General features: G+C 37.3%; 16 protein-coding genes. 7 read left to right on the forward strand and 9 right to left on the reverse strand.

Annotation, left to right across the window (positions count from 1 at the left end; translation table 11 throughout):
* Positions 1-88: 88 nt before the first annotated feature.
* Positions 89-1345 (reverse strand): tetratricopeptide repeat protein, encoded by a 1257-nt coding sequence (locus RM549_RS12370; protein ID WP_311685292.1) that lies wholly within the window; start codon positions 1343-1345, stop codon positions 89-91.
* A gap of 24 nt (positions 1346-1369) precedes the next feature.
* Positions 1370-3901 (reverse strand): DNA gyrase subunit A, encoded by a 2532-nt coding sequence (gene gyrA, locus RM549_RS12375; RefSeq protein ID WP_311685294.1) that lies wholly within the window; start codon positions 3899-3901, stop codon positions 1370-1372.
* A gap of 245 nt (positions 3902-4146) precedes the next feature.
* Here gyrA and RM549_RS12380 point away from each other — a divergent pair, with 245 nt between their 5' ends.
* Positions 4147-6708, forward strand: coding sequence for an ATP-dependent Clp protease ATP-binding subunit (locus RM549_RS12380; RefSeq protein WP_311685296.1), 2562 nt, complete (start codon positions 4147-4149; stop codon positions 6706-6708).
* Positions 6709-6790: 82 nt separating this feature from the next.
* On the opposite strand, the gene RM549_RS12385 is transcribed toward RM549_RS12380, so the two are convergent.
* On the reverse strand, positions 6791-8326 hold the full coding sequence (locus tag RM549_RS12385) for an NAD(P)H-hydrate dehydratase (RefSeq protein ID WP_311685298.1): 1536 nt from the start codon (positions 8324-8326) through the stop codon (positions 6791-6793).
* Between the two features lie 204 nt (positions 8327-8530).
* Here RM549_RS12385 and gcvT point away from each other — a divergent pair, with 204 nt between their 5' ends.
* The 4 genes from gcvT (at position 8531) to RM549_RS12405 (ending at position 11623) form a co-directional block, all read left to right on the forward strand.
* On the forward strand, positions 8531-9613 hold the full coding sequence (gene gcvT, locus RM549_RS12390; RefSeq protein WP_311685300.1) for a glycine cleavage system aminomethyltransferase GcvT: 1083 nt from the start codon (positions 8531-8533) through the stop codon (positions 9611-9613).
* Between the two features lie 5 nt (positions 9614-9618).
* Positions 9619-10434 (forward strand): sugar nucleotide-binding protein, encoded by an 816-nt coding sequence (locus tag RM549_RS12395; protein WP_311685302.1) that lies wholly within the window; start codon positions 9619-9621, stop codon positions 10432-10434.
* 86 nt (positions 10435-10520) lie between these two features.
* Positions 10521-10808 (forward strand): 4a-hydroxytetrahydrobiopterin dehydratase, encoded by a 288-nt coding sequence (locus tag RM549_RS12400; protein ID WP_311685304.1) that lies wholly within the window; start codon positions 10521-10523, stop codon positions 10806-10808.
* Positions 10809-10903: 95 nt separating this feature from the next.
* Complete coding sequence (locus tag RM549_RS12405; protein WP_311685306.1) at positions 10904-11623, forward strand: YebC/PmpR family DNA-binding transcriptional regulator; 720 nt, start codon at positions 10904-10906, stop codon at positions 11621-11623.
* 81 nt (positions 11624-11704) lie between these two features.
* On the opposite strand, the gene RM549_RS12410 is transcribed toward RM549_RS12405, so the two are convergent.
* Positions 11705-12901, reverse strand: a complete 1197-nt coding sequence (locus RM549_RS12410; RefSeq protein ID WP_311685308.1) for a proline dehydrogenase family protein — start codon at positions 12899-12901, stop codon at positions 11705-11707.
* 95 nt (positions 12902-12996) lie between these two features.
* On the opposite strand from RM549_RS12410, the gene aroB reads away from it, so the two are divergent.
* A complete protein-coding gene (gene aroB / locus RM549_RS12415; RefSeq protein ID WP_311685310.1) occupies positions 12997-14064 on the forward strand; it encodes a 3-dehydroquinate synthase in 1068 nt (355 codons plus the stop codon).
* A gap of 73 nt (positions 14065-14137) precedes the next feature.
* Positions 14138-14458 carry a hypothetical protein gene (locus tag RM549_RS12420; RefSeq protein WP_311685312.1) on the forward strand — a complete coding sequence of 107 codons (321 nt, stop codon included), beginning with the start codon at positions 14138-14140 and terminating at the stop codon, positions 14456-14458.
* A 71-nt stretch (positions 14459-14529) separates the two neighbouring features.
* Here RM549_RS12420 and RM549_RS12425 read toward each other — a convergent pair whose 3' ends face one another.
* The 5 genes from RM549_RS12425 to RM549_RS12445 all read right to left on the reverse strand — a co-directional run bounded on the left by RM549_RS12425 (position 14530) and on the right by RM549_RS12445 (position 19901).
* Positions 14530-15078 carry a type 1 glutamine amidotransferase domain-containing protein gene (locus RM549_RS12425; RefSeq protein ID WP_311685313.1) on the reverse strand — a complete coding sequence of 183 codons (549 nt, stop codon included), beginning with the start codon at positions 15076-15078 and terminating at the stop codon, positions 14530-14532.
* A 107-nt stretch (positions 15079-15185) separates the two neighbouring features.
* A complete protein-coding gene (locus RM549_RS12430; protein ID WP_311685315.1) occupies positions 15186-16235 on the reverse strand; it encodes a YihY/virulence factor BrkB family protein in 1050 nt (349 codons plus the stop codon).
* On the reverse strand, positions 16236-16754 hold the full coding sequence (locus RM549_RS12435; RefSeq protein WP_311685316.1) for a DinB family protein: 519 nt from the start codon (positions 16752-16754) through the stop codon (positions 16236-16238).
* A complete protein-coding gene (locus tag RM549_RS12440) occupies positions 16754-19336 on the reverse strand; it encodes a phosphoenolpyruvate carboxylase (RefSeq protein ID WP_311685317.1) in 2583 nt (860 codons plus the stop codon). Before RM549_RS12440 ends, RM549_RS12435 begins: the two co-directional genes overlap by 1 nt.
* A gap of 85 nt (positions 19337-19421) precedes the next feature.
* Complete coding sequence (locus tag RM549_RS12445) at positions 19422-19901, reverse strand: Lrp/AsnC family transcriptional regulator (RefSeq protein WP_311685319.1); 480 nt, start codon at positions 19899-19901, stop codon at positions 19422-19424.
* Position 19902 lies beyond the last annotated feature (1 nt).

Here is a 19902-nt window from a genome sequence, read left to right on the forward strand (position 1 = left end):
AATGATCCCATTGTTCAGCTTTAATTAATAAATTTAATCCTTTTAATAATCTGTATCGATTATTTAGGACTAGACATAAAGAAGATTCTTATTGATTTGTTGCATTTTCCAAAAGAGTATTCATCTCTTCAACTTTCTCTTCATTCCCTAATTGACCATGGATATTCTTAGCCGTCCTAATTGCATCAAGATTAGTTGGATCCTTTTCAATTAAAGTTTCAAGGTATGGAACGGCTTCTTTATATACATCATTACGTTCTTCCTGTAATTCATCATATCGATTATTATCTTCCTGGCTTGTTCCCAGGTTATTCATTTCTTCAATAATATCTCTTTCTTTGCTTAAAACAAGGGCAACGATATTCATTCTTGCTTCGGTCATATCAGGATCTAATTCTATAGCCTTCTCATAATAACTCATAGCCTTTTCCTTATTTCCAAGATCAGCACTATTTACACCAAGATTATAGTAAAGAGATGCATTATCTGGAGCTATTTCAATAACTTCCTCCATTATTTCATTATACTTCTCTTTCTCCCCCATACTATAATACATATTAGCTTCTGCCTGCATAAGTTCTATATCATTTGGATTCTCACGTTTTGCGTCATCCATTGCTTCAATAGCTTCATCAAATCTTTCCTCACTAATATAAATTCTGGCGATAAGCCCTGCAATATCTCCTTTTTTTGAAGGAATCTGCCTTTCTGACGGGTCTGAATAATCACCGGTTTTAATCATAAGGTCTCTTTGTTCCTTACTTCCCATTATTTCTTCTTCGCCCGTGTCTGTATTAACAGCAAGATATTCTACACTTGAACCATCATAACCTTCATCTTTAAGAAGATTTAAATATTCTAAGCCGGTGTCGTAATCTCCTGCCTGCACTGCATTATTTGCAGCATAATACAAATGAATCGTATCATTTTTACCACTCAACTGGTAACTAGTGTGTAATTTTTCAGCAGCTTCAGAAAAATTCTGCGCATTTTGATCACTAATTGCACCTTGAACAAGACTGTTCCTCACAGCAATCAGACCCTCTTGAGCCTCTTCAGAACCCATATCTGCTGCTTTCTGAAAAGCCTGTGCTGCAGTATTAAGATCTTCAAGAGAAACATTTTCTCCGGTACCAAGATAAGCCTGCCCTTTGTACAGATAAAATCTTTCTGTCCAACGATCATTTGCTTCAGAAAGCATTGGTTCTGCCTGGCTTATGGCCTGCTGTGCCTCAGAATAACTGCCGTCTTCAACAGCATTTCCCGCGTCTCTAATTTCGCTTTTTTGCGCAAAGGCTGTCAGGGATAAAAATGACAGCGCTAAAGTCAAGATATTAGTCTTCATTGTTTTTGGTTTAATAATTTTTATTTATTCTTCACTATCTTCAGCAATAGTTGTGCCATTGCTTTCCGGATTAGTAGGCTCAGGTGTTTCCCCGTCTGCCATAGCGTCTATATCGTCCTCATCATGAAGAACTTTAGCTACCGCAGCGATAGAATCCTTACCTTTTAAATTAATAAGCCGGACTCCCTGGGTAGCACGACCCATTACCCGTAAATCTGCCACACCCAATCTTATAGCGATACCAGATTTATTGATAATCATCAGATCATCCTCGTCTGATACATTTTTAATTGCGACGAGGCCTCCCGTCTTTTCGGTTACAGAAATGGTTTTAACACCTTTACCACCCCTGTTGGTAATACGGTAATCTTCAAGGCTTGAGCGTTTTCCATAGCCGTTTTCAGAAACTACCAAAATATTGGACTCCATGTCGTTTACAGAAATCATTCCTACTACTTCGTCGTTGTCATCAGCAAGCGTAATTCCTCTCACTCCAGAAGCATTTCTACCCATTGGTCGTGTCTTCCCTTCTTCAAACCGAATTGCTTTCCCGCTTTTTACAGCCAACATTACCTGGCTTTCACCATTGGTTAATCTTGCCTCAAGAAGTTCGTCATCCTCTCTAATAGAAATTGCATTAATTCCGTTTACTCTGGGTCTTGAATATTGCTCAAGGGACGTTTTCTTCACCTGACCTTTTTTCGTAGCCATAATCACAAAATGCTTGTTTACATACTCCTCATTTTTTAAATCCTGAGTACATATGAAAGCCTTCACCCTATCATCGGGTTCGATATTAATAAGGTTTTGAATAGCTCTTCCCTTTGAAGCTTTACTTCCTTCAGGAATTTCGTAAACCCTCATCCAGAAGCACTTTCCTTTTTGTGTAAAGAAAAGCATATATTGATGATTTGTTCCAGAGAAAAGATATTCCAGAAAATCTTCATTACGGGTAGTAGAACCTTTTTGTCCTACTCCTCCTCTATTTTGAGTTTTGTATTCTGTAAGCGATGTCCTTTTAATATATCCGGCATGGGAGATAGTTATGACTACTTGTTCGTCAGGAATCATATCCTCAATACTTAAATCACCTCCTGCATATTCTATTGTAGAACGGCGTTCATCACCATATTTTTCTTTTACTTCCAGAAGTTCGTCCTTAATAACCTGCATACGTCTTTCCTTTCTTGCAAGTATATCCTTTAGATCTTCAATAGTTTTTAATATTTCGTCGTACTCTGCACGTAGTTTATCCTGTTCCAGACCCGTAAGTTGTCTCAAACGCATTTCTACAATAGCTCTGGCCTGAATTTCAGTAAGCTCAAAACGAGACATTAATTTTTCTCGGGCTTCTTCAGCATTCCCGGAAGATCTGATAAGGGCAATTACTTCGTCTATATTATCTGAAGCAATAATTAAACCCTCGAGAATGTGTGCTCTGTCTTCTGCTTTCTTTAATTCAAATTCTGTCCTTCGGACTACGACTACATGACGGTGCTCTACAAAATGATAAATAATGTCCTTTAGGTTCAACATTTCTGGACGACCATTTACCAAAGCAATATTGTTTACACTAAAAGAAGATTGCAGTGCAGTATGCTTATATAAAGTATTAAGGACAATATTAGGAATCGCATCGCGCTTAAGTTGGTAGACAATACGCATCCCATTCCTGTCAGATTCATCCCTGATCAGGCTTATTCCCTCAATTTTTTTCTCATTTACAAGATCAGCAGTTTTTTTAATCATATCTGCTTTGTTGACCTGGTAAGGGATCTCGGTCACAATAATGCTTTCTTTTCCGTTTACCTCTTCCAGGGTAGATCTTGCGCGCACAACTACACGGCCCCGACCTGTTTTAAAAGCCTCTTTTACACCGTCATAACCATATATAATACCTCCGGTTGGAAAATCAGGAGCCTTGATATGCTCAATTAGCTCATCTATTTCGATATCGTGGTTGTCGATATAAGCTATGGTTCCATCTATTACCTCTGCAATGTTATGAGGTGCCATATTAGTAGCCATACCAACGGCAATACCACTGGCTCCATTAACCAGAAGGTTAGGAATCCTGGTAGGTAAAACTACAGGCTCGTTAAGGGAATCATCAAAATTTAATTGGGTGTCTACAGTCTCTTTATCGATATCTGCCAGCATATCCTCACTTATCTTACGCATTCTGGCTTCAGTATACCTCATTGCTGCAGGGCTATCGCCATCTACAGAACCAAAGTTACCCTGGCCATCTACAAGCATATAGCGCATGCTCCATTCCTGGGCCATCCTTACCATGGTATCGTAAACAGAAGAATCACCGTGTGGATGGTACTTACCTAAAACTTCTCCAACTATTCTTGCTGATTTTTTATATGCCCTGTTGGAAAGAACCCCAAGTTCATACATTCCAAAAAGAACCCTTCGGTGTACTGGCTTTAACCCGTCGCGTACATCCGGAAGAGCACGTGACACAATGACCGACATCGAATAATCGATGTAGGCCGATTTCATTTCATCTTCAATGTTGATAGGAATTAATTGTTCTCCTTCAGCCATATTAAAATAGTTTATTTTAGTTCAAAAATCTAACAGGGCAATTTACGTATTTTTGCTATGTTTCATGCCGCTTTAGCAGCTTCTTTCAGCATTTTTTATTAACAAATTTTTAGTGTACTTTAGTTAATAAGTTCATTATTTTGAATTTTGATTAATGGAAGTAATTTCGTCAATTAGCTTACGACTGATCTTAGGTACAGTTTTTGAATTCTAATGATTAGTAATTAAAAGAGAAGGAAAACAACATGGATGATAATTTTTCACCAAGAGTAAAAGATGTTATTTCTTATAGCAAAGAAGAAGCATTACGACTCGGCCACGATTTTATAGGGACAGAACATCTAATGCTTGGTTTGCTGCGTGACGGTGATGGTAAAGCAATAGATATATTAAATGCACTGGATGTAGATCTTAGTCATTTAAGAAGAAAAGTAGAAATTTTAAGCCCTGCCAATCCTGGTACGGGATCAATTTCTAATGAAAAGAAAAACCTGCATTTAACGAGACAGGCAGAACGTGCTTTAAAGACCACCTTTTTAGAGGCAAAGCTTTTTCAGAGTACGTCTATAAACACAGCACATCTGTTATTATGTATTTTAAGAAACGAAAATGATCCTACTACTAAGCTTTTAAACAGGCTGAAGATTGATTATGATGGAGTTAAGGATCAGTTTAAATACATGATTGCCAATGATGAGGATGATTTCTCTGATATTCCCTCAGCAGAATCCTTTTCTGATGAAGGTGATACAGATGATGCTACCAAAGACAATCCGTTTAGTGGCGGTGGAGGCAGCGGACCTGGAAAAACTTCAAAGAAATCAAAAACTCCGGTGCTTGATAACTTTGGTCGGGATCTAACTGCAATGGCTGAAGCTGATAAGCTTGATCCTGTAGTAGGAAGAGAGAAAGAAATTGAGCGTGTCTCACAGATTTTGAGCAGGCGTAAAAAAAATAATCCGCTTCTTATAGGAGAACCCGGAGTTGGTAAATCTGCCATAGCTGAAGGTTTGGCTTTGAGAATTGTAAAGAGAAAAGTATCACGTATACTTTTCGATAAACGAGTAGTAACACTTGACCTGGCAAGCCTTGTTGCGGGTACAAAGTATCGTGGACAATTTGAGGAGCGAATGAAGGCGGTAATGAATGAGCTGGAAAAGAATGAGGATATTATTCTTTTTATAGATGAAATTCATACCATCGTTGGAGCTGGCGGGGCTACAGGTAGCCTGGATGCAAGTAATATGTTTAAGCCGGCTCTTGCAAGAGGGGAAATCCAGTGTATTGGAGCTACTACTCTGGATGAGTACAGGCAGTATATTGAAAAGGATGGTGCCCTGGAGAGAAGATTTCAGAAAGTTATTGTTGAACCTACCACTGTAGAAGAAACAATTGAAATCCTGAACAATATAAAGGACAAATACGAAGAACATCACAATGTGGTTTATACAGATGAAGCGATAGAAGCCTGTGTAAAACTTACCAATAGATATATGACCGATCGATTCCTTCCAGACAAAGCTATAGATGCTTTGGATGAAGCAGGATCACGGGTCCATATTATTAATATAGATGTACCTAAGCAGATTCTCGATCTGGAGCGCAAACTTGAAGAAGTTAGGGAGAATAAAAATTCTGTTGTTAAAAAACAGAAATATGAAGAAGCTGCCAAGCTTAGGGATGACGAAAAGAATTTGGAAAAAGAGTTGAGCCTGGCTCAGGAGAAATGGGAAGAGGAATCCAAGAAGCATAAAGAGACTGTTAGTGAAGATAGCGTTGCCGATGTTGTTTCTATGATGACGGGAGTTCCTGTAAATAGAATTGCACAGACAGAAAGCAATAAACTTGTTGAATTACCAAACAAAATTAAAGGTAAAGTAATAGGGCAGGACGATGCGGTAACGAAAGTTGTAAAAGCTATTCAAAGGAACCGTGCGGGACTTAAGGATCCAAACAAGCCAATTGGCTCCTTTATCTTCCTGGGTCAAACAGGTGTTGGAAAAACTCAATTGGCAAAAGTACTTGCCCGGGAATTGTTTGACAATGAAGATACTCTTATCAGGATTGATATGAGCGAATACATGGAGAAATTTGCTGTTTCAAGATTAATTGGAGCACCTCCGGGATATGTAGGATATGAAGAAGGTGGCCAATTAACCGAGAAAGTAAGACGTAAGCCTTATGCTGTAATCCTGCTTGATGAAGTTGAAAAAGCTCACCCAGACGTATTTAATATGTTGCTCCAGGTTCTTGATGACGGATATTTAACCGATAGCTTAGGACGTAAGATTGATTTTAGGAATACTATAATCATAATGACTTCTAATATTGGTGCAAGAAAACTGAAAGATTTTGGCCAGGGTGTCGGTTTTGGAACTTCTGCAATGAAATCTCAGGTAGATCAGAACACGAGAGGAGTTATTGAAGGTGCTTTAAAAAAAGCTTTTGCTCCGGAATTCCTGAACCGTATTGATGATGTGGTGATATTCAATTCTTTAGAACGAGAAGATATTCATAAAATTATCGATATCGAATTGGCCAAACTATATGGGCGTATTGGAAGTCTTGGATATACTTTAAAATTAAGTGATAAAGCAAAAGATTTTATTGCTGAAAAAGGATTTGATAAGCAATATGGAGCAAGACCTCTTAACAGGGCCATCCAAAAGTATATTGAAGATGCGCTTGCCGAAGAGATTATTACTGCACATGTAAACGAAGGAGACACCATTGTGATGGATCTTGATGAAGAGAAAAATGAGCTAACGATAAATGTTGATAAAACCGTAAAGGAAACTAAATCCTAATCATAAACTCATTTGGAATTAATAAAGCCGTTTGTTTTAACTAACAAGCGGCTTTTTACGTTTTACAGCTTAAGGAAGTTAATTAACCAGCACCAGAATCTGTTTCATTTTCTGACATTAAATCACGAAAAGCCAGCCCCATATTTTTGGCAATATCGCCTGAAATTATTCCTTCATAGCCCAATTTCTCTGCTGAAATGTCACCGGATTTGCCGTGCAGATAGACTCCCAAAACTGCTGCTATAAGTGGTTCGTACTTCTGGGAAATAAGTCCGGCAATCACGCCAGATAATACATCCCCGCTTCCGGCGGTTGCCATACCCGCATTTCCCGTATTGTTCACGTAAATATTTTCCTGTTCAAAAACGAAGGTATGTGCTCCTTTTAAAACTAAAATGATTTTGTGTTTTTTAATGAATTCCTGGACTTTTTCAATTTTATCAAAATCATCCTTCCACTCCCCTATTAATCTTTCCAGTTCTTTGGGGTGCGGAGTTAAAACAGAATTTTCAGGTAAATCCTGAAGCAGCTCATTGTTTTCAGAAAGAATATTGAGTCCGTCGGCATCTATTACCATTGGCTTGTTTGTCTTCTTCAGTAATTCTTTAAAAGCACCTACAGTACTTTTATCTCGCCCCGCTCCCATTCCGAAGCAAACCACATCTGCATCCAGATCTGTCTTTATATCAGTAAGCATTTCATAATTTACATCTGTTAGCACCATAGCTTCGGGCAAAGCAGTCTGTACAATTTCGTATCCGCATTTAGGTATAAAAACAGTAGCAAGACCGGCACCGGTGCGCATAGAGGCCGTTGTAGCCAAAACTATACTTCCAATTTTACCATAGCTTCCACCCACTATTATTACATGTCCATAACTTCCTTTATGGGAATTTTTGTTTCTGGGGTTGTAAAGGCTTCGGGCTTCCTGTCTGCCTATTAACTGTGCCGCCGGAGTAACTTCTGATAAAAACTCTCTGTCCAGACCTATTTCCAGCACTTGCATATCCCCTACAAAATCCATTGTATCAGGTAAAAAGAAAACCAGCTTTGGAGTTTGAAAGCTAAGGGTGAAATTTGCCATTATTACGGCATCACCTTCTTCAGGAATTTTATCTGTAAATAGTCCGGATGGCAAATCAACAGACAAAACAAAGGCTGAAGAATCATTAATAAAATTGACCATTTTCGCCACCCAGCCTTCCAGCGGGCGGTTAAGGCCAATACCGAAAATGGCATCAATTACAAAGTCCCCTCTCTTAATATCAGGAAAGTCGTCTTCCCCCTTTAATAGTACAGGCCAGTCCCGGGAGAGATTCTTTATTTTGTCATAATTCGATAAAAAGTCTTTTGATCTGTTATCAGAATAATTAACAATAAACACTTTTACATTGTAAGAATGCTCAATGAGCAACCTGGCAATTACAAGACCATCACCACCGTTGTTTCCTATTCCGCAAAATACCTTAATTAGGATATCTGCTCCCTGAAGCCTGGTATGGATTTCATTAAAAACCTGGGTAGCTGCTCTTTCCATAAGTTCTTCCGAAGAAATATTCTGCTTTTCTATAGTAATTTCATCAGCCTCTTTAAGCTGGGATGCGGTGAGTATTTTCATAAAAACATATTTTAAGTAAAGGTCAAAATTTGGCAAATATCGACCTATAGTAAGAAAATCGCTTCTTTTTCAGTTTACAATCGATCTCCTTTTTGTTCTAAATAATGATAAAGCTAATGTATTTCTCACGCTCTTCATAAAAACACTTAATTAATATTGTATTCGAGGTGAAATCGATAAATTTGCGCAAAATTTCAGAATAAAATGAAAGACATTGCACTAATAGAGAGGCATAAATCTCTTAACGCTAAAATTGTTCCTTTTGCCGGCTATAATATGCCCGTTTCCTACGAGGGTGTGAATATTGAACATCAAAATGTAAGGGAAAAACTTGGTGTTTTTGATGTTTCTCATATGGGTGAGTTCCTAATTTCAGGAGAAAATGCACTGGAGCTTATTCAAAAAATAACCTCTAACGATGCTTCTAAACTTACAGATGGAAAGGCCCAATATACCTGCATGCCTAATGAAAACGGCGGTATTGTGGACGATCTTATCATTTACAGGATGAATGCTGAAAAGTATTTATTGGTAGTAAACGCTTCTAATATTGAAAAGGATTGGAATTGGATTTGCCAATACAATACTATGGATGCAACGATGAAAGATATATCTGATGGAATGTCTCTTCTTGCTATCCAGGGCCCAAAAGCTGCGGAAGCTATGCAATCTTTAACTGAAGTTGATCTTGCTAATATGAAATTTTACACTTTCCAGCTGGCCGATTTTGCCGGTGTGGAAAAAGTAATAATTTCGGCAACTGGATATACCGGAAGTGGCGGTTTTGAAATTTACATTAAGAATGAAGATGCAGAAAGAGTCTGGGACAGAATAATGGAAGCCGGAGCAGATTATGGAATTAAACCAATAGGCCTGGCAGCCCGTGACACTTTAAGGCTGGAAATGGGATACTGCCTGTACGGAAATGATATTGATGAAACCACTTCTCCTATTGAAGCAGGACTGGGATGGATTACAAAATTCAGCAAAGATTTTGTGAATTCTGAAGCACTTAAGAAACAAAAAGAAGAAGGTCCAAAAAGAAAGCTTATTGCATTTGAACTGGATGAACGGGGAATACCGAGACAAGGTTATGATATTGTAGATGATAATGGCATTGTTATTGGCGAAGTATCTTCGGGCACCATGTCACCATCTTTGGAAAAAGGAATAGGTTTAGGATATGTACCTGCTGAAGTTGCGGGAATTGGAAATAAACTTCATATCAGGATCCGTAAAAAAGATATTCCGGCCACTCAGGTGAAGCTGCCTTTTTATAAAGGATAATTTTTTTGGAAAAAATTTTAATTTTAGGAGCTAGCGGCTTTATCGGGAACTCCCTGTATAAGGAGTTACGCTCCTTTTTCGACACTTACGGAACCTATCATTCGGAAAATAATACCTTTAGTAAAAACAATCAGTTCTTTCAATACGATCTGGAAACAGAAAACATTTCTATTTTACTGGAGAATCTGCGTCCTACGATAATAATTTCGGCCGTACGCGGTAATTTTGATGCACAAATTGCTGCCCATTTTTATATGATAGAATATGTAATGCGCAGTGATTGCAAGCTTATTTTTCTTTCTTCTGCAAACGTTTTTGATGCTTTTACAAATTATCCTTCCTATGAATATGATAAAACTTTATCACAGAGCATTTATGGACGGTTTAAAATAAAGATTGAAAACGCTCTTCTACGCCTTCCTAACGAAAAGTACAATATTGTAAGATTGCCAATGGTCTTTGGTTATAATTCCCCCAGAATTAAAGAAATTAAGACACTTATTGATCTTGGGCAGGCCATAGAAGTTTTTCCTAATGTGGTAATTAATGTGACCGAAATCAAGAAGGTCACCCAGCAGATCCATTACATTATCAATAGAAAACGAGAAGGTGTCTTTCACCTGGGCACAACAGATCTCGTCCATCAACGGGATTTTATAAAAGATGTCTGTGAACTATTAGGTATTGAAAATCCTCTCTTTAAAAATGTGTACGATTCCAATTTCGACCGTTTCCTTGCTGTGCTTCCAAAGGATAATTTACTACCTGGAAATCTTCAGATTACGGTACAGGACGTTTTGCAGGGCTGTAGAGATTTGTAGTAGCTTAACTTTTTGCAAACTGGTTTTCAAAACCTTTAATTTTTCGCTTTAGTTCCTTACCTTAATCAAATTCTAAATTTAAAATCATGGGAAAACTAAGCGAAGATCAAATTAATAAACAACTGGAAAAACTTGATGGCTGGAAATATTCAAAAAATGCCATTCACACTTCTTTTCAGTTTGAGAACTTTAAAGATGCATTTACTGTAATGACGCGTATTGCTTTTGAAGCTGAAGCACAACAACATCATCCCAACTGGGGAAATGTTTATAATGAACTGGAAATTTCCCTGTCCACACACGATGCAGGTGGTGTGACTGAAAAAGATTTTAAGCTTGCACATGCCATTGAAGAAATTGTTGAAGCAGGTTAAGCACTACATTAATAATTTTTACCAAGGAAGCTTCTGATTTTTAAAACCTATTAGAAGCTTTTTTATATTTTTGCCCCGATTTTATTTTTTATACCATGGGAAGAGCATTTGAATTTAGAAAAGCAAGAAAAATGAAGCGCTGGTCTGCAATGGCCAAAGCTTTCACCCGTATTGGGAAAGATATTGTAATGGCAGTTAAGGAAGGCGGGCCAGATCCCGACGCCAACTCCAGACTAAGGGCGGTGATCCAGAACGCGAAAAGCGTAAACATGCCCAAGGATAATATCGAGCGGGCGATAAAACGAGCTTCAGATAAAAGCCAGGGAGACTATAAAATTGTGCTTTTTGAAGGTTATGCACCGCATGGAATTGCAATTCTCGTAGAAACTGCTACAGATAATAATAACCGGACTGTTGCCAACGTACGGTCGCACTTTAATAAATGCGACGGAAATTTAGGAACTTCAGGCTCTGTTGAATTTATGTTTGACCATACCTGTAACTTCAGAATAAATGCTGAAGGTCTTGATGCCGAAGAAATGGAACTTGAGCTTATAGATTTTGGAGCTGAAGAGGTTTTTGAAGATGAAGATGGCATTCATATTTACGCACCATTCGAATACTTTGGAAGCATTCAGAAGGAATTGGAAAACCGAAATATCGAAATAATATCTTCAGGATTTGAAAGGATTCCGCAGGTAACAAAGAATTTATCTCCGGAACAGGCTGAAGATGTGGAAAAACTACTGGAAAGACTTGAAGAAGATGATGATGTACAGAATGTATATCATACTATGGAAGAGTCAGAATCTTAGGCTACAAACGAAAAAATTAGCAATTTTGATCTTATTCAAAGAGAAAATTGCTAATTTTTTGAAATTGTTTCTTCAGAATAATTATTCCCGGTGCGCTTTATTAGGCTCTCCCTTCCTACGTTTTCTTTCTTCCATTAAAAGCGAAAGTTCCCTCCCGGTTTGTCCTTTTACTGATGTATTTTCCTGAGCCCTTCTTAATAAATAAGGCACAACATCCCTTACAGGACCAAAAGGCACCAACTTTGCAGCATTGTATCCTCTTCTGGAGAGATTATAGCTTATATGATCACTCATCCCAAAAAGTTGGCTAAACCAGATTCTTGGATCATCTATAGCTATATTTTTATCTTCCATAATTTGCAACGCCAGGTAATTACTTACTTCATTATGTGTTCCAATGAAAACAGAGATATCATCAAGGTTATTTAAACAATAGGACATTACGCTATTAAAGTTAACATCTGTAGCCTCCTTACTTTCACAAATGGGAGTGTGATATCCAAGTTTTTTTGCCCGTGCATTTTCCTTCTCCATATAAGCGCCTCGCACGATTTTGGCTCCTATTTTAAATCCGTCCTTTTTACCTTTTTCATGTAGGTTTTTGAGATAATCCATTCTATCCCATCGGTAGCATTGAATCGTGTTGAAAATTAGCGCCTTTTCTTTATTGTACTTACGCATCATCTCTTCCATAAGTTCATCTGCTGCATCCTGCATCCAACTTTCTTCACCGTCTGCATAAAGCCTTACATTATGATCATAAGCTGCTTTGCAAAGTATTTCCACTCGCTCTTTCACCCTCTCCCACTCTTTTTTCTCTTCTTCGTCAAGATTTACTTTTTCAGAAACTTTCTCCCATATCGAAAAACGACCAATCCCTGTTGGTTTAAATACTGTAAAGGGTAATTCTGCCTTTTTGTCTGCAAATTTTATCAATGACAACTTTTTCTCCAGAGCGGCATCAAATTGCTCTTCGGTTTCTTTACCTTCAACAGAATAATCCAGGATACTGTGTAGTTTCTCCTCATGCATTTCCTGGATCACCTCGTTGCAGTCTTCTTTATGGACACCTCCGCAAAATTGTTCAAAAATAGTTTTTTTGATCATTCCCTCCACCGGAAGGTGAAATTTCAAGGAAAATTTCGTTAAAAAAGAACCTGCCTGTACAAGCTTTTGTCTGTTCATCATGCTGAACAAAAATATAGCACGATCTAATTCCAGATCAGACTTTAGTTTAAAGGCTGTAGCTGTATTGTTAAAAATTTTTTTTCTTATCATAGGTACCTGTTATTGAGCAAATATAAATATTGAAGTTTGATTTCATTAAATAATAATTCTCCTTATTTTCGAAACCGCTAAAAACACCATAAACTATGGCAAAACCGTCAAATAAAGGAGTTGTTTATTACAGCGCAGTAGCTTACACCAAACTTAATGAGTACTTAGATAGCAATAAGCCTTCCAAAGTTTTTGTTCTGGTAGATGGAAACACCCATGAGTTCTGCTTATCAAAATTTTTATCAAAACTAGAGGAAGTTTCAGGCTTCGAAATTATCGAAATACCGGCAGGTGAAGAAAATAAAAACCTGGAAACCTGTAGCGGAGTGTGGAATGCGCTTTCAGAATTAGGTGCAGATAGAAAGAGTCTCCTGATAAATGTTGGAGGCGGCGTGGTGACCGATCTTGGTGGATTTGTAGCCTCTACTTTTAAAAGAGGAATTGAATATATAAATGTACCTACGAGCCTTTTATCCATGGTAGACGCATCGGTTGGTGGAAAAACAGGAGTTGACCTGGGAAACCTTAAAAATCAGATAGGTGTCATTAACTACCCGGAAATGGTTATTATTGACAGTGATTATTTGGATACTCTGCCAAAGAATGAAATGAGGAGCGGATTGGCGGAAATTCTAAAACACGGACTAATAAAAAGTGAGTCTTATTGGCATAAGGTGTCAAATTTGGCAAATCTTGACCTTCAGGATCTGGACGAAATAATTAAAGAATCTGTAGATATAAAAGCGGAAGTTGTCACTAAAGATCCATTTGAGAAAAATACTCGGAAGACATTGAATTTCGGGCATACCCTGGGACACGCTATTGAATCTTACTTTTTAACACACAACTCCAAAGAAAAATTACTTCATGGAGAAGCTGTTGCCGCAGGGATGGTACTGGCAACGTTTATTTCACAAAAGTTAAAAGATTTTCCTAAAGAAAAATTAAAGCAGATTTCTTCTAAAATTTTTGATATTTACGGCAAAATTGAAATAGACCAAATGGATATCGCACGTATCATAGACTTAATGAAATATGATAAGAAGAATGAACGGGGAAATGTAAATTTTGTACTTCTGAAGGATATAGGTGAACCTGAGATAGATTGCCTTGTCGCAAATGAAATTATATATGAAGCTTTCGAATTTTATCAAAAAACTTGATTTTTATATTTAAAAGATTACATTTAAAAAAACTAACTCAATAACGACAAAAATTGTTTAAATCGTTCTACCTATGAAGAGGATAATTGTAGACTACAAAAAATTAACTCCGGAAATTCTTGGTCTATTAGTGGAGAAATACCCTGACGGATATGATGATGACCAGGTAATTTCTTTTAAAAATGCTAAAAATGAAACTGTAGATGCTGTTGAAGTGAGAACAGCGGATACTATTTATTTGGTAAAAGTAAGTACAAGACTGGAAAATACAATGGCCAGTTTTGATGAAGATGATTATGATGATTCAGATTTTAATGAGCCAATCGTCGAAATCCCTGAAAAAGGAGATGACGATGCTATAGAAGATGAAGAAGATGATGAAATAGACGAATAATTAGTTAATAGAAAGCATAAAAAAAGGAACGCTCACGCGTTCCTTTTTTTATGCTAATCCAAAGAAATTAATTAAGCATGTTGTAAATCATGCTTACCTTCTTTGATTTCCTCAATTACCTTTGCATTAAATGCAGGTAAATCATCAGGATTTCTACTTGTAACAAAAGCTTCGTCTACCACTACTTCTTTATCTACCCAAAGTGCTCCTGCATTCTCCAGATCTTTCCTAATAGAAAAGAAAGAAGTCATGGTTCTGCCTTCTACCACTTCGGCACTAATAAGGGTCCATGGTGCGTGGCAAATAGCTGCTACCGGTTTGCTCTGTTTAAAAAAGTCTCTAACAAAGACAAGTGCATCTTCACTTCTTCTTAATTTATCGGGATTTATAACTCCTCCCGGAAGTACAAGTGCATTATAATCTTTGGCAGATACTTCATCTACTGTATAGTTTACTTCAACTTCTCCAGACCAGTTTCCATCTGCCCAGCCTTTAATTTTTCCTTTTTCCAGGCTTACAATATCAACTTTAAAGCCTTCTTTTTTCATGGCTTCCAAAGGAGATTCAAGTTCACTCTTTTCGTATCCGTTTGTTGCCAAAATTGCTATTCTCTTTTCCATAATTCTTCGTCATTTTTTAATTCAATCCAAAGATAGTAACAGAGCATGCAAATTTGTATTAACATCCTTATAAAAACCGGGCAGCGATCGTTAAACCTTTATTAAGCTTACTTTTTCTTCTCTTTCTTAATTCTTTCTTTCTCCTGGTTGGCTAATTCTTTTTCTTTCCGGGCTTTTTGCTCCTCTTCTTCTATATCTGTATGTGCCTGTAAAGTGTCCAGAATACGTTTTTCGTCTATTAACTGTCCTCTTTTCTGCTCCAATCGTTCCAGTTCACGATAAATCGCAGGTTCAGCATATTCATTTGGTTCCACTTTCTCTTTTTTGTAAAGGGCATATTGCACGGTAAATTCAGCTCCAAAAAAGACAATTAGACACGTATAATAAACCCATAAAAGGATAAGTACTACTGAAGAAGCTCCACCATATATTGATCCGGGATTACTCTGGCCAAAGTAGAGCCCTATAAGAGATTCGGCTATTAAGAAAAGAATCGTGGTAAGCATAGCACCCAAATAAGTAGTTTTCCATCTTAATTTTACATCTGGAAGCCATTTAAAAATTGCAGCAAAGAGAGAAGTAATTATTACAAGAGAAATAAGAAAATTCAGCACCCGCAGCATAAATGAGGTGAATGCCGGAGCCATGGCAGCAATAGAATCACTTATTGCAGTAAGAACTGTTGAAATCACGAGAGAAACCAGAAGTAAAAGCCCAACAACCAGAACCATTCCCAGGGAGATTATCCTGTTTATAACTACCCGCTTAATATTATTATTCTTGGCAGTTACGTTCCAGATGTTGTTCATTGCCGCTTTTAATTGAAAGAAAACACCGGTGGCACCAAAAATCAGGAAAGCAAATCCAAAAATTAAAGCCACTGTTGAACTACTGGTGAGTGCTGCATTAGCAATCATTTTCTCAATAGCCTCTGCCGAGTCAGGGCCAATAAAGTCACTTATTTGCTGGGTGATTCTTCCCTGCACAGCCTTTTCACCAAAAAAATATCCGGCAATGGTTACTACAATAATTAATAAAGAAGGAAGGGAAAAAAGAGCGTAATATGCTATTGTAGCGCTTCTAGCCCATGGGTCATTCCTGTCCCAGCTAAAATAAGCCCTCTTTATCAGTTTCCAGAATGTCTTTATTAAATGCATTTATAAATATTTTTCCTGTAAGATGTTAATGTGGTGCCTTGTATGTCCAACAATTATAAAGCCAATCGCCCGAACGCTTGCCGGAGCATTACTCATTACCCCCTTACGCTTAAGAACAACTTCAGAAAAAGTACTGAATAAAGCTATACCTGAGTTCCTTACAATCTCAGCTTCTTCAGTAAGGCTCTTCAGACTGCGAGCACCTGCTTCAGATTGTATGACATATTCATCATGATCAAATCCCGGTAAAGATGTTTTATCATCTCTTGCAATACAAAGTGCTCTATATTGGAAAATACGTTCTACATCAATAAGGTGCTGAAGTATTTCTGCGACACTCCATTTTCCTTCTGCATATCTATATGATAAATTTTCATGAGATATAGAATTGGTAATTGTCTTTAAGTCCTGGATATTGCTCTTAAATAACATCCCCAAAGATTGTCCTTCGGGGATGTTGTTTATATAACCCTGATAAAATTCAGAGTATTCTTCAGATGTTAAATCATCTACCTGCATTATGCGGAATTTCTACTTGCATTAATGTTACCATATAAGGAACGGGTTACCATTTTCTCATATATTTCCAGTAATGCAGCTTTATCCTCACTGTCCTGCAACTCCTGAACTTTTCTAAGAGCATGTTGCTGAATAGTTAGTAACGGCAGAACAATTTTTTCCCTGGCTTCAATAGAAGCACGCCCTGCAGGTTCATTTTCCATTAATCTTTTGTAACCTGTTACTTTCAGGATCATCGCTTTACTACGTTGGAATTCAGCATGGATAAGTTTCCAGAATTCCCCAAACTCTTTATCGTCCTGCATATATGAAGTTAATTCAAAGAAAGACTTCGTAAGGCTCATCATACTGTTTTCCAGTAAGGTTTTGAAAAAGATAGAATTGTTGTAAAGCTGAATCACTTTATCAAGATTCCCTTCTTTCTCATAATGTTCTATCGCAGTACCTACACCAAAGAATCCGGGAACATTCTGCTTTAATTGGCTCCAGCTACCTACAAATGGGATAGCACGAAGATCTTTAAGATTTAGTTGTGCAGATTTATTTCTCTTGGAAGGGCGGCTACCAATATTTGTTTTAGCGTAATATTTAAGCGTACTCATTTTTTCCAGGTAAGGAATAAACTTTTCGTGCTGCTTAAAATCAGTGTACGTCTTATAACTCAATTCAGCTAAACTGTTCATGGTTTCGCGGTCTTCATCAGAAAGGGTGTTACTTCCTTTACTGAATATTTCGTTAGAAACACCAGAACTTAATAGCTGCTCCAGGTTGTATCTGCAGGAATCTTTAGTTCCAAAATTTGAACTAATGGTTTGTCCCTGTACGGTTAACTGGATCTCTTCATTTTCAATACCTGAGCCAAGGGAAGCATAGAACTGGTGCGTCTTTCCTCCTCCTCTGGCTGGTGGTCCACCTCTGCCATCAAAGAAAATAACTTTTATTCCATATTCCCTGGATACCTGAGTAAGCATTTCTTTTGCTTTATAAATACTCCAGTTGGCCATAAGATAACCTCCATCTTTGGTACCATCGCTAAAGCCCAACATTATTGTTTGCTTGTTATCCCTTCTCTTTAAATGCTCACTGTAAACAGGATCTTTATATAAGACCTCCATAGTTTTGTGTGCAGACTGAAGATCTGGAACAGTTTCGAATAAAGGGATAACATCCACACTTGGTTTCTCCCATCCACATGCTTTAAGGAAAGCAAAAGGAGTAAGTACTCCCTGTACAGATCCACAGTTACTTATAATATAGCGGTTGGCTCCATGCTCTCCATTCTTCTTTTGAATTTCCTGCATTGCATAAACTGACGATATTGTGGATTTTGCGATACCCTCTTCAAAATCTTCAGGATCGAGTTTTCCATTGGCGTTTTTCAGGACATCAATCTGTTCCTGGTCTGAAAGCTCATTATAATTTTCAGGGAAAATATTGGCACCTTTCTCATTTGAAACCTTAATGACTTCATTTAAAACCTCTTCATGAATACTAGCATCCTGACGGATATCAAGGGTCGCAAAATGGTAACCAAATAATCTTACTTTATTTAATAGATCATCTACTTCATCCAGGAATAAAGAATTATGTCTTTCAATTATAATATCCTTGATCTTCTGTAACTTAGACTTAAAATCCTGAATAGTTAGTTTAAGATCGTCTTCTCTGGAAACAGCTCCTTTATAAAGTGCAGATTCCAGTTCTGACATGATCTGGTCTACTTCTTCAAAGGTCACCCTTCGCTTTAATTTTCTTACATCTCTATAGTAATTAAGAAGAATGGTCCTTTTTAAACGTCTGGCTACTTTTAAAGTGATTTCAGTAGTGACAAAAGGATTTCCATCCCGGTCACCTCCCGGCCAGAAGCCAAGATTAATTACCTGATTGCCTACATCCTCACCTTCAAATATATTCTGCTGGATATAGTTGTAAATTTTACTTGTGCTTTGATAGAAAACATTTTCAAAATACCAGATTAGACTTACGGCCTCATCGTACGGAGTTGGCTTCTCTTTCTTAAAAAATGGTGTCTTGCCTAATTGAGCAAGTAATTTCTTAATACCAATTACATCATTTTGCTGAACAGCCTTATCTAGATCTGTAATTATTCCCAATACTGCTCCGGGGTAAAACTGTGTTGGGTGCGCCGTTAAAGTAGGGCGAACTTTAAATCTCTTCAAATAGTCACGCAACTCCTCTGTTTTATTTTTAGCTTCTGCCTCTTCCTTTACATTTCTAAGGGTACCGCGTCCATCCATGTTATTAACAATAGGAAAAGAAGCATCTTCGATAGCATCAAATAACACTACCTGTCTTTCTATAAATTGAATAAAACGGAACAACAGATTATTTTTCTCCTCTTCAGAAGGATTTTCATGATACTTCTTGAAAAAGCTCTCGACTATTTCTGAAGGGTTCTTATTCTTCTTGAAACCCTTTTCGCAAATATCCTGAAAAAGAGGCAACAAGGCTCCCGTTTTGCTAATATCGTTAAATGGAAGGGTCAGAAAAATACTATTGTACACCTGGTATTTCGCAAGTACACTTTCATTAAATCTTTCTAATTTTGGTTCTCTGTGCATAATTATTTTTGGTTTAACTTAAAGTTATTAAAAAACCCTTTAAACAAGGTAGCCTAAAGGGTTTTTATAAAAAGTTTAGGATACCCTACATATCTTGAAAAATGGAGTGCATTAAACGTTTTTTATCATTAATACTTTCCTCAAGGGAAATCATAGTTTCTGTTCTGTAAACACCTTCAATATCATCTAATTGGAAAATGATTTCCTTAGCGTGTTGCGTATTTCTAGCTCTTATTTTACAAAACACATTAAATTTACCTGTTGTCACGTGGGCAACGGTAATAAAAGGAATTTCATTTATACGCTCCAGAACAAATTTTGTCTGCGAAGTATTTTTTAGAAATACTCCCACATAGGCTATAAAGGCATAACCCAACTTTTTATAATCCAGAGTTAGCGAAGAACCTATAATTATTCCTGCTTCCTCCATTTTTTTTACTCTTACATGAACTGTACCGGCCGATATTAAAAGTTTCTTTGCAACATCGGTAAAAGGAGTTCTTGTATTCTCGATAAGCATATCAAGAATTTGATGATCTGTTTCGTCTAATTTAAACTTGGCCATT

This window comes from Autumnicola patrickiae (genome assembly GCF_031846525.1).
Taxonomy (GTDB): domain Bacteria; phylum Bacteroidota; class Bacteroidia; order Flavobacteriales; family Flavobacteriaceae; genus Autumnicola; species Autumnicola patrickiae.

What these genes read in the sequence shown, in the direction of transcription:
- RM549_RS12410 (WP_311685308.1), bottom strand. Translation starts at nt 12,901, where the DNA reads ATGATAAGAAAAAAAATTTTTAACAATACAGCTACAGCCTTTAAACTA.
- aroB (WP_311685310.1), top strand. Translation starts at nt 12,997, where the DNA reads ATGGCAAAACCGTCAAATAAAGGAGTTGTTTATTACAGCGCAGTAGCT.
- RM549_RS12380 (WP_311685296.1), top strand. Translation starts at nt 4,147, where the DNA reads ATGGATGATAATTTTTCACCAAGAGTAAAAGATGTTATTTCTTATAGC.
- gyrA (WP_311685294.1), bottom strand. Translation starts at nt 3,901, where the DNA reads ATGGCTGAAGGAGAACAATTAATTCCTATCAACATTGAAGATGAAATG.
- RM549_RS12400 (WP_311685304.1), top strand. Translation starts at nt 10,521, where the DNA reads ATGGGAAAACTAAGCGAAGATCAAATTAATAAACAACTGGAAAAACTT.
- RM549_RS12445 (WP_311685319.1), bottom strand. Translation starts at nt 19,901, where the DNA reads ATGGCCAAGTTTAAATTAGACGAAACAGATCATCAAATTCTTGATATG.
- RM549_RS12370 (WP_311685292.1), bottom strand. Translation starts at nt 1,345, where the DNA reads ATGAAGACTAATATCTTGACTTTAGCGCTGTCATTTTTATCCCTGACA.
- RM549_RS12435 (WP_311685316.1), bottom strand. Translation starts at nt 16,754, where the DNA reads ATGCAGGTAGATGATTTAACATCTGAAGAATACTCTGAATTTTATCAG.
- RM549_RS12425 (WP_311685313.1), bottom strand. Translation starts at nt 15,078, where the DNA reads ATGGAAAAGAGAATAGCAATTTTGGCAACAAACGGATACGAAAAGAGT.
- gcvT (WP_311685300.1), top strand. Translation starts at nt 8,531, where the DNA reads ATGAAAGACATTGCACTAATAGAGAGGCATAAATCTCTTAACGCTAAA.
- RM549_RS12430 (WP_311685315.1), bottom strand. Translation starts at nt 16,235, where the DNA reads ATGCATTTAATAAAGACATTCTGGAAACTGATAAAGAGGGCTTATTTT.
- RM549_RS12420 (WP_311685312.1), top strand. Translation starts at nt 14,138, where the DNA reads ATGAAGAGGATAATTGTAGACTACAAAAAATTAACTCCGGAAATTCTT.
- RM549_RS12440 (WP_311685317.1), bottom strand. Translation starts at nt 19,336, where the DNA reads ATGCACAGAGAACCAAAATTAGAAAGATTTAATGAAAGTGTACTTGCG.
- RM549_RS12385 (WP_311685298.1), bottom strand. Translation starts at nt 8,326, where the DNA reads ATGAAAATACTCACCGCATCCCAGCTTAAAGAGGCTGATGAAATTACT.
- RM549_RS12405 (WP_311685306.1), top strand. Translation starts at nt 10,904, where the DNA reads ATGGGAAGAGCATTTGAATTTAGAAAAGCAAGAAAAATGAAGCGCTGG.